A 9,486-nucleotide genomic window follows, 5' to 3' on the forward strand; every position below is an offset into this window, starting at 1 on the left:
AGCCGCGCGGACGGCCGCTTCCGGAGCGACTGGTCCTGCATCACCGGGGCGTCCGGAGGAATGCCGGGAGCGAAGCTCCCGGGCGGCCCTTGCCGGGCTTTCGGGCCGGGGGCGGCAGGCGAAGCCTGACGTCTCCGGCCTGAAAGCCCGGCAAAGATCGAAGCGGCATGTGCGCCAGCCCTGCCTTTCGCCCATCGGACGCGAAGCGCGCCCGGGGGGGCCGGGGGGACTGGAGTCCCCCCGGGCGGGGTACGGGGCGGCAGCCCCGATATTCTTCTCTTACGCCTGGGCCTCGCGGCGCGCGGCCGGGCGGTAGGAGGGGTTTTGTCCGGCCGGGCGGCTTTGGCCGCGTCCGTTGCCATTGCCGTAACCGCCGCCGGGGCGGCGATTGCGGTTGTAGTTGTCGCGCGGCGCGGCGGGCTGGGCGCGGTATTCCTGCGGGGTGGGGGCGAAGCCTTCGAGTTCGCGGCGGGGCAGCGGCTTGCCCATGGCGTGTTCGATGGCCCGGACCATGGACATGTCCTCGCGGGTGATCAGGGTATGGGCCTGTCCCTGGCATTCGGCGCGGCCGGTGCGGCCGATGCGGTGGGTGTAGGCGTCGGGGGTGTCGGGGATGTCGAAGTTGATGACGTGTCCGACCTTGGAGACGTCGATGCCCCGGGCGGCGATGTCCGTGGCCACCAGGACGCGGTAGGTGCCGGCCTTGAAGCCGTCGAGGGCGGCCTGGCGCTGGCGCTGGGACAGGTTGCCCTGGATGCAGGCGGCGCGGCAGCCGGACTTGCACAGCAGTTCGGCCAGGCCTTTGGCCTTGTGCTTGGTGCGGGTGAAGACGATGACCGACTCGGCCTTGGCCTGGTTGAGCAGCTCCATGAGCAGCGGGGTTTTGCGGCTCGGGGTGACCGGGTAGACGGCGTGCTCCACGGTTGCGGCCGGGGCCTGGTTGCCGATGCGCACGGTGACCGGTTCGGTCAGGATGTCGTCGGCCAGGGCGCGGATGCTGCCGGGCATGGTGGCCGAGAAGAGCAGGGTCTGGCGTTTGGCCGGGAGTTTTTCCAGGATGGCGCGGATGTCGGGGAGAAAGCCCATGTCGAACATGTGGTCGGCCTCGTCCAGGACCAGGGTGTCCAGGGCGGAGAAATCCACGTGGCCCTGGCGCATGTGGTCGAGGAGGCGTCCGGGGCAGGCCACGACGATGTCCACGCCACGACGCAGGCCCTGGATCTGGGGGCTCATGCCCACGCCGCCGTAGACCGTGAGGCTTTTGACGCCCACGCGGTTGCCCAGTTCACGCACGGCGTCGTGGATCTGCTCGGCCAGTTCGCGGGTGGGGGCGACGATGAGGGCCTTGATGGCGCGGCGTTTGGGGGGCTGGCGGCGGGCCAGTCGGTTGAGGATGGGCAGAAGGAACGCGGCGGTTTTGCCGGTTCCGGTCTGGGCCAAGCCCATGACGTCGCGGCCTTCCATGACCGGCGGGATGGCCTCGGTCTGGATGGGGGTGGGGGCGGTGTAGCCCAGGGATTCGATGTTGGACAAAAGCAGGGGATGAAGTTCGAAAGAGGCAAAGCTCAAGGTATATCCTTTTGTGAAAGGGGCGTCCCGGCACGCGAAAAGGCGCGCCTGGCAGGCGACTTGCGAATCGTGAACCGGAGGCTGCGGGCCGAGTCAGGATCGGAAGATCGGGGCAAAATGGCGTCTTCGGCGGGGACAGTCCGGGTAGGAAGCGACGGGCATGCAGCCATGAACCGCGTCGGCGGACGAACACACCGAGGGCCGGGCGCGATGACCGGCGAGCGGCATATATAAGGGTTTCTGAGGGGATGTCAAATCCTTTGGGCGGCCAGGGCGATATCCGGGCTTTTTGGGTGTACTCCCGGAGGGGGTTGCAGTAGACAGGCGGCTAGACGGATATCCTTTACGAGGGTGAAGGTTATGAAGCAGGAATGCAAGATATGCGGCGGCGAAGCGGGGTTCGTGTTTTCAAGGAACGAGGCCGACGGGGTCATTGCCGAAACAAAAGTGAACCCTGAGGGATATGAGCGCCGGTATTATCAGTGCGGCGCGTGCGGTTTGTTGTTCCATAACGGGTTCGACGGCCTGGATGGCAGGCAGTATTCGCTTTTGCCAGGGGCGGACGGCGCCAATCTGGTGGGTGACGGCGTCGAACCCACGATCAATCGCGCGATCCGGGAGCTCAATATCGCGTCCTGCCTCATCAGCCTGTTCAACCTGGACCCGGCGCGGCTGCGGACGCTGGTGTTCGGATGCGGCTCGGGGCTGAGCTTCAACATGTTCCTGCAAAACGGCATCAATGCCTTCGGTAGCGATATCACCCTTTTTTTCCAAAGAAAGATGCCTTTTCCGCCCGGCCTGTTCAAGCCGGAGCTGGTCCCGGAGATGCTGAAACGGTTCATCAAGACGGACAGGCTCAAAGGCGAACGGTTCGACCTGATCGCCATGACCGAGGTCTTCGAGCACTTCACGGAGCCGCTGGACGAGATGGCGCGGCTGGTCGATCTGCTCGCCCCGAAGGGGATTTTATACGGCACCACCGGCATGGCGGATCGTGTGGCGTCGGGGCACAAAGAGTGGTGGTATCTGCAATGCCTGACGCATGCCACCTTTCTGACCCGCAAGAGCTTTGCGGTGCTGTGCGCCAAACTCGGCGTGTCGGGGCTGATCTTTCCCAATTCGGGGCAGTTCGTGGGCGCGGCCAAGATGAGCGACGAGCAGGGGATTTTTGTCATTCAGAAGCCGTAAGGGCGGGGCGACCTGCGGCGTCCGCGAAAGACATGAAGACGTATCGTGCCGTTTAGCCTGACGGGCGAAGAAAGATGAGCAAGACGGAGAGCACACTTGATATTGAATGCCAAACAACCCGGCGCATATAATGACCGTTTAGCTTGATCCACATTAAGCAGGCTGGGTGTAGGCATGCTAATACAAGCTAGCTGGCGATAATTGTTGTTTCTCGTAACGCGTTTAACGTATAAATATTGTTTTATCAATTGACGATTTGACTAAATTTTGTATATGGTTCTGCTTGTCAAGAAAGACTAGGTTGTTGGTAGGTTGAATGTTTAGTCTTAAACGACTTAGCTAATAAGCGGATCAAGTAATTTTAGGTCGGTATTAGTTTTGTAATAACTGTGTAATACGGTAATGCTGCGCGAGATAATTCTGAAATGCTAGGTGGTGAAGGACAATTTTTATGCTATTAAAAAAGATTAAAATTAAGAATTTCAGATCAATTGAAGATTATGTTTTAGAAATAGGCTCTCATGGACATAGAATTCTTGTTGGAAAGAATGAATCTGGAAAGTCAAACATTTTAAAAGCGATTGCTTCTTGTGGCGGTGAATATGTAACTTCAGATGATGATTTGCGAGAATTAGCAGATAAGGGGGAGGTATATTGTATTTTTTCGCTCGATGATGCAGAATTTAGAGAATCTATCGATGCTTTTGTTAAGGAAAAAATAAGCTCATATGATGGTCAAGTGGTTGACGGTAAGTATACTGCATATGAAATTTTACATAATAGAAGTGATCTCAAGTTATTCTATTATTATAACAAAATTGGTAGCAAGTCGATGATTAGTGCTCTTGCCTATAAAGGTACAAATCCAATTCCGGAGTTGCGAAGTGTCAGCAAAGTGCCAGCAAGCAACCAAGCATATAACAAAATCGCAAATAGTAACTTTTTATATTATAATGGGATCGATGAGCGAGAAAAGGAGATGTTTGGTCAGTTCTTGTCAGAGACAACGTATACCGACTTGTTTGGTGCATTTAGTATATATATTCGTGAAGAATATTTTGAACTACCAAGGATATTCTACTGGAAATATAGTGAAGAAAACAATCTCCCATATAAGGTTGCAATAAGGAGTTTTGTCAATGCGCCGCTGAGTGTTTCAAAGCCTTTGTTGAATATGTTTAGACTTCATGATGTGGAAGAATCGCAAATTAAAGAAAAATTCGAGTATTATATAAAACATGAGAACAAACTTGATAATTGGTTAAATGCTATATCAACTTCTGTGAATAAATTTTTGAAGCGGAGATGGAGGGAGCTTGGAGTTGCAATAAAAGCAAAGATAGTCATAGAGTCAGCAAATGATTGCACTGAATTAAGAATAAAAGTCGTTGATGATACTAATAAATATAGATTTGATCAACGGAGTGATGGGTTTAGAAGGCTTATAACGTTCTTATTGATGATAGATGCGGAATGCAAGAGTGGCGATATAACGAACGATATAATATTGATAGATGAACCTGAGATGTGCCTCCATCCTTCAAGTGCCAGAGAGCTTCGCGATACATTGATAGAGATTGGAAAAAATAACTTTGTAATATATGCTACGCATTCTGTATCAATGATAGATCCATACAACATTGATAATAATATTATTGTAAGTAAAGAAGGAGAAAAAACGGTGGCTGCGGTCGCGAATGAAGATGCTGGATTCAATGCACATTCAATATACGCAGCTCTCGGGCAAGCAGTATATGAGAATATTCATAAGAGCAACGTCATTGTTGAGGGATATAGTGACTCAAAGATTATAAAACACTTTTTAAACATTAAATCATCGAAAAATAGGTTTGGAGTAACTTTTTGTGGAGGGATGCGGGGAATCCAAAACGTCGTCAGTTTTTTGGAGCTAGGTAGTCTAGAATATATAATACTGAGTGATAATGACGCCGCAGCAATTGATAAGAGGGACAGTTTTGAGAAGAATGGCCCGAAGGGTTTATGGTTCACTTATGCAGATGCTGATAAAGAACTGGAGTGTCTCGAGGATATTTACAGAAAGTCCTTTTTTAGAGAGGTTGCAGACGAGACCATAAAAACAATGCTACCCTCTTCAACAGTATCTTTAGAGGGTTTGCCTTCTTCTAATAGGTTAGAATGGCTGAGTAAAGAATTGCAAAAATGTTCTTGCGAAAATAAATTAATCAAGGATGTCCTGAGAAAAATTAAAGATACTGCTCTGGATGCGGCTACAAAAAGACAATTTAACAAACAGCAGTGTTTTGATGGCAAGAAAGTAGATAAACTTATTGCCTTTTTGAGGGCAAAGCTTGAAAAATAGTATGTAAAAAACAAACTGCCAGCCAGTAAATATAACGCCAAACTGTGTTCAATAGTTCAGGTTGCAAACGTTGTTTTGTTGATCGCGTATGCAATATTGGAAGAAAATATTAATGTATAATTTGGTTATTACAAATTATTTCCCCTTCACCTCCCCCCACAACCCATTCCACTCCGCAAGCGTCAGCGTGGCGATATCCAGCCCCCGCTCCTTGGCCAGTGCCTCCATGCCCCGAAACCGCCCGAGAAACTTCTTGTTGGCGTCGTCCAGGCAGGAATTGGCCTTGAGCCCCAGGCGGCGGCCGTATTCGGCCAGCGAAAAAAGGTAGTCGCCGAACTCCTCGGCCATGCGGGCCTCGTCGCCCGCCGCCACGGCCATCTCAAACTCCATCCGCTCCTTTTCCAGGGCATGCTTCATGTCCTCGTCCGACTCCCAGGTGAACCCTACCCGGGCCGCCTTGGAGTGGATGCGGTAGGCCTTCAGAAGCGGCGGCAGCCCCTTGGGCAGGCTGTCGTAGAGCCCGGCGCCTTCCTTTTTCTCGGCCCGCTTGATGCGCTCCCAGTTGCGCAAAAGCTCCTCGCGGTTTTTGAGCGTCAGGTCGGCGAAGACATGGGGATGGCGGCGGATCATCTTGGCGGCCTCGGCCTTGAACACGTCGGACAGGCTGAAGGCCCCTTTTTTCTCGTAGAGCCTCGTGGCGAAGAGCAAAAGGAACAGCACGTCGCCGATCTCCTCCAGGGCTCCCGGCGAGTCGCCCGCCCGGATGCAGTCCACCAGTTCGAAGGACTCTTCGATGATGTAGTCGCACAGCGTCTCCGGGGTCTGGGCCTGGTCCCAGGGGCAGCCGCCGGGTCCGAGCAGGGAGTCGATGACGTCGAGCAGCGCGTTCAATGGGGTGTCGTTTTTCATGGCTTTTTTTGGGGGGTCTGGTCCGTGGTTTTGGCAGGGGCGGCAGCCTTGGGCGTGGCCGAGGGTTTGCCCGATGCCGGGGATTTGGCCGTTTCCAGAGCCTTGGGCACCTCTTCGGCGGCGGTTTGCAGCTTGGCCTTGATGTCCGGGGGTACGTATCCGGCGACGAGGTTTCCGGCCTTTTCCACAAAGGGGGCAAGCCGCGAGGAGGCCAGAAAGTCCGGCTTGTGCCCAAGCGTGGTCATGATGAAAAAGACCACGGCGGCCAAAAGCACGCCCTTGGCCAGTCCGAAGGCCCCGCCGAAAAGTTTGTCGGCCCACTGGGTCATGGTGATGCTCACCAGCCGGGACAGGGCCAGCACCAAAAACCACACCCCGAGCAGGGTGGCGGTGAACACCAGGAGATAGGCGGCGATCTGGGCGTAGTTGCCGGAGATGTGGCCCGAAAGGTAGGGCGTGACCTCCTGGTGGTAGTTGGCCGCCGCATAGAACCCGGCGAACAGGGCGGCCAGGGAGCCCACTTCCTTGACCAGGCCGCGCATGTAGCCCCGCAGGAAAAAAAATCCCCACGCCAGGAGCAGGACCAGATCGGCGATATTCATGCGGGCTCCGGTTCGGGTCGGGGTGGCGATGTGATTGAGACATGGACCGAACGGGGGCAACCTAGCAGATGCCTGCGGAAAAATGAAGCCGGGGCAGGCGCTTGCCCGGGGGCGCTGAAGCGGCTAGGATGGCTGGAAGTGAGAAGAAACCTCGCGGCCAAGGAGCCCCAAAAATGTCCCGCATGTTTTTACCCCGCGACATCTATGCCTACCTGACCTCCAAGGTGCTCGGACAGGCCGGGGTCTTGCGCCTCATCAGCGTCTCCATCTACAAGCACATCCATGGCTTAAAGGCCGGAAACGTCCTTTTCATCGGCAACAGCGGCACGGGCAAGACCACGGTCATGCGGGCCATCAACCAGTTCTACGAAGACCACGACGAGCTTGCGGCCTTTCGGACCATGGTCATCATTAACGCCAACACCCTGGCCCCGGAGGTGGAGGGCGAGGACCGGGCCACGCGGCTTTTTCGGCGCATCGAGGCCCGGGTGCGGGCTCTTAGCGGCGGCGACCTGACGGCGGCCCAGCTCAAGGCGGCCATGGAAAACGCCACGGTGTGCGTGGACGAGGTGGACAAGATTTCCGCCCGGGTGTCGGGCAAGGCCAACGTGGAGGGCATCACCACCCAGTATGCCCTTTTGACCCTGCTTGAGGGCGAGGACATCCTGTATCGCACCGAGGTCGTGGACGAGAGCGGCAAGCGATGCCTGGCCGACATCCCCGTGAACACCTCGAAGCTGCTTTTCATCTGCGGCGGGGCCTTCGAAGAGCTTTTCGACCAGGTCTACACCCTGCTCGTCAACCGCAAGGACGAGCGCCGCCTCAAGGAGACCTCCGAGGTGGACCGCCAGCCCGACGGCACGGTCAAGGTGCGCACGGTGGTGCGGTTTAAGCTCAAGGACTACCTGCGGCTGTCGGACATGTTCACCTACGGCATGATGCCCCAGTTCGTGTCGCGTTTCAGCTCCATCGCCCTTTTCGAGGAATTGGGCCGCGACGAGCTCAAAAAGATCATGCTCACGGCGGACGATTCGCCGCTGCGGGCCTCGCGCGACTATTTCAAGCACATGGGCGTGACCCTGCGGCTGACGGACAAGGCCCTGGATCTCATCGCCGAGCATGCCATGAAAAACACCCGCATCGGCGCGCGGGCCCTGCGCGAGATCTATACCGGGCTCATCGCCGACTACGAATTCGACCCGAGCTCGTCCCCCAAGCTGGCCGCCACGGACAGCGGACAGGTGCTGACCATCGACCAGGAGGCCGTGGCGGACTACCTGGCGGGATAGGCGTGCGCGCGTCCCGTGGAATCCCTGCGGCCGGATACGGGGGAGCGGGGAGGCGCAAGCCTTTTTCGGGCTGCAGCAGACGCTTTGGGTCCGTGAGGGCCCTGGCTACCGGTTCGGTCAACGGCAACCCATGGAGTAAGGAGTACGGCATGAGACGATGCGCGGTTTTGATGGCGGCGGCGGTGATCCTTTTGGCTGCGGTGTCGGCGTTCGCCCAGACGCCGGGCCAAACCCCGGCCCAGGGGCCGGACACGGCCGTTCAGGCGGCCGAACAGGTGGTCATCCATTTCTTCGTGGTTCCCCGGGTCTTGCCCGGCGGCAAGGAGGCGGCCGGGAAGTTCCCGGAGTTGCGCAAGTTTCTGGCCAAGACCGCCGGGGGCTATTCCCAACTCGGCAGTTGCGACGGCGGGGCGCTTTTGCCTTCCGGCGAGGTGCGCGCCGAGACCAACATCTGCTTCATGGTGTCGGCCTCGCGCGACGTGTCGGCCGAGATCGCGGCCTATCTGAAGACGCATTTCGAGTACAAGGCGCCGTTCGTCCTGTCCTGGCCGGGTAGCCGTCATTGAGCCCAGACGGGGCCTTCGGGGCGCGCCTGCATCCGGATTCCGGCCCGGCCAGGCATCGCGGCGTGCTCGGGCGGCTGGCCAGCGTGCCGCGCCCCGTGGCCCGGATCGTGCTCCTGACGGCCTTTGCGGCGGGCCTGTACGTGGTGCTGTCGAACATCCGCTACCACTGGGATTGGGGCGTGGTGTGGGCCTACCGGGAAATCTACCTGTACGGCCTGTTGACCACCATGGCCGTCTCGGCCGGGGCCATGGTCCTGGGGCTTGTGCTCGGGGTGTCCGCCGGGCTGGCCTCGGTGTCCCGGGGGGCGTGGCTGCCGGAGTTGGCGGCCCTGTACGTGGGGGCCTTCCGGGGCACGCCGCTTCTGGTGCAGGTGCTCATTTTCTATTTCTGCGTGGGGGTGGTGGTGCGTCTGGACAGCCCCTACGTCATCGGGGCCGTGACCCTGGCCTTTTTCTCCGGGGCCTACATCTCGGAGATGGTCCGGGCGGGCATCGAGTCCGTGGACCCGGGGCAGTGGGAGGCGGCGGCCGGGACCGGGCTGACCCACGCCCAGACGCTTCGGCACGTGATCCTGCCCCAGGCGCTCCGGCGCATGGTGCCGCCGGTGACGGGGCAGTTCGTGTCGCTGATCAAGGATTCGTCGCTTTTGTCGATCATCGCCGTGCGGGAGCTGACCAAAGCCGCCGAGGTGGTCAACGCCGCAACCTACCGCACCTTCGAGACGTATCTGCCCCTGGCGGCCTTGTATCTGCTTCTGACCTGGCCGTTGTCCCGCTTGACCCGCCGCCTGGAAAGGGGAATACATCCGCATATGGCGGATGGACGCCGCAGGTAACATCCATTTTTTTCAAAGGAGCTCCCATGGCCCCAAACGTCAAAGTCTTCGCCCTGTCCACCTGCATCCACTGCAAGCAGGCCAAGCAGTTTCTCGACGACAAAAACGTGGTCTACGAATGCATCCATGTGGACCTTCTGACCGGCGACGACCGCAAGCAGGCCATCGAAGCGGTCAAAAAGGTCA

Annotated in this window: 9 protein-coding genes; 6 read left to right on the forward strand and 3 right to left on the reverse strand. The window is 57.4% G+C overall.

Annotation, left to right across the window (positions count from 1 at the left end; genetic code table 11):
* Window positions 1-279: 279 nt before the first annotated feature.
* On the reverse strand, window positions 280-1,569 hold the full coding sequence (locus tag V3572_RS17680; RefSeq protein ID WP_332112352.1) for a DEAD/DEAH box helicase: 1,290 nt from the start codon (window positions 1,567-1,569) through the stop codon (window positions 280-282).
* Between the two features lie 360 nt (window positions 1,570-1,929).
* Here V3572_RS17680 and V3572_RS17685 point away from each other — a divergent pair, with 360 nt between their 5' ends.
* Complete coding sequence (locus V3572_RS17685; RefSeq protein WP_332112353.1) at window positions 1,930-2,757, forward strand: class I SAM-dependent methyltransferase; 828 nt, start codon at window positions 1,930-1,932, stop codon at window positions 2,755-2,757.
* Between the two features lie 451 nt (window positions 2,758-3,208).
* A complete protein-coding gene (locus tag V3572_RS17690; RefSeq protein WP_332112354.1) occupies window positions 3,209-5,098 on the forward strand; it encodes an AAA family ATPase in 1,890 nt (629 codons plus the stop codon).
* A 135-nt stretch (window positions 5,099-5,233) separates the two neighbouring features.
* On the opposite strand, the gene mazG is transcribed toward V3572_RS17690, so the two are convergent.
* Together mazG and V3572_RS17700 are read right to left on the reverse strand one after the other, a co-directional pair.
* Window positions 5,234-6,007 (reverse strand): nucleoside triphosphate pyrophosphohydrolase, encoded by a 774-nt coding sequence (mazG, locus tag V3572_RS17695; protein ID WP_332112355.1) that lies wholly within the window; start codon window positions 6,005-6,007, stop codon window positions 5,234-5,236.
* Window positions 6,004-6,609, reverse strand: coding sequence for a CvpA family protein (locus V3572_RS17700; RefSeq protein ID WP_332112356.1), 606 nt, complete (start codon window positions 6,607-6,609; stop codon window positions 6,004-6,006). The genes mazG and V3572_RS17700 overlap by 4 nt, the downstream gene beginning before the upstream one ends.
* A 173-nt stretch (window positions 6,610-6,782) precedes the next feature.
* Between V3572_RS17700 and V3572_RS17705 the strand changes: the two genes are divergently transcribed.
* The 4 genes from V3572_RS17705 to V3572_RS17720 all read left to right on the forward strand — a co-directional run.
* A complete protein-coding gene (locus tag V3572_RS17705; RefSeq protein WP_332112357.1) occupies window positions 6,783-7,898 on the forward strand; it encodes an AAA family ATPase in 1,116 nt (371 codons plus the stop codon).
* A gap of 149 nt (window positions 7,899-8,047) precedes the next feature.
* Complete coding sequence (locus tag V3572_RS17710; protein ID WP_332112358.1) at window positions 8,048-8,464, forward strand: hypothetical protein; 417 nt, start codon at window positions 8,048-8,050, stop codon at window positions 8,462-8,464.
* Window positions 8,461-9,300, forward strand: coding sequence for an amino acid ABC transporter permease (locus tag V3572_RS17715; protein ID WP_332112359.1), 840 nt, complete (start codon window positions 8,461-8,463; stop codon window positions 9,298-9,300). The genes V3572_RS17710 and V3572_RS17715 overlap by 4 nt, the downstream gene beginning before the upstream one ends.
* Before the next feature lie 26 nt (window positions 9,301-9,326).
* Window positions 9,327-9,486: glutaredoxin domain-containing protein (locus V3572_RS17720; protein ID WP_332112360.1), on the forward strand; the 160-nt coding region annotated here is incomplete at its 3' end.

Source organism: Desulfolutivibrio sp. (assembly GCF_036584575.1).
GTDB lineage: Bacteria > Desulfobacterota > Desulfovibrionia > Desulfovibrionales > Desulfovibrionaceae > Desulfolutivibrio.

Excerpts from the sequence above, each read along its gene's own strand:
- V3572_RS17685 (WP_332112353.1), top strand. The coding sequence starts at position 1,930 with ATGAAGCAGGAATGCAAGATATGCGGCGGCGAAGCGGGGTTCGTGTTT.
- V3572_RS17690 (WP_332112354.1), top strand. The coding sequence starts at position 3,209 with ATGCTATTAAAAAAGATTAAAATTAAGAATTTCAGATCAATTGAAGAT.
- mazG (WP_332112355.1), bottom strand. The coding sequence starts at position 6,007 with ATGAAAAACGACACCCCATTGAACGCGCTGCTCGACGTCATCGACTCC.
- V3572_RS17700 (WP_332112356.1), bottom strand. The coding sequence starts at position 6,609 with ATGAATATCGCCGATCTGGTCCTGCTCCTGGCGTGGGGATTTTTTTTC.
- V3572_RS17705 (WP_332112357.1), top strand. The coding sequence starts at position 6,783 with ATGTCCCGCATGTTTTTACCCCGCGACATCTATGCCTACCTGACCTCC.
- V3572_RS17710 (WP_332112358.1), top strand. The coding sequence starts at position 8,048 with ATGAGACGATGCGCGGTTTTGATGGCGGCGGCGGTGATCCTTTTGGCT.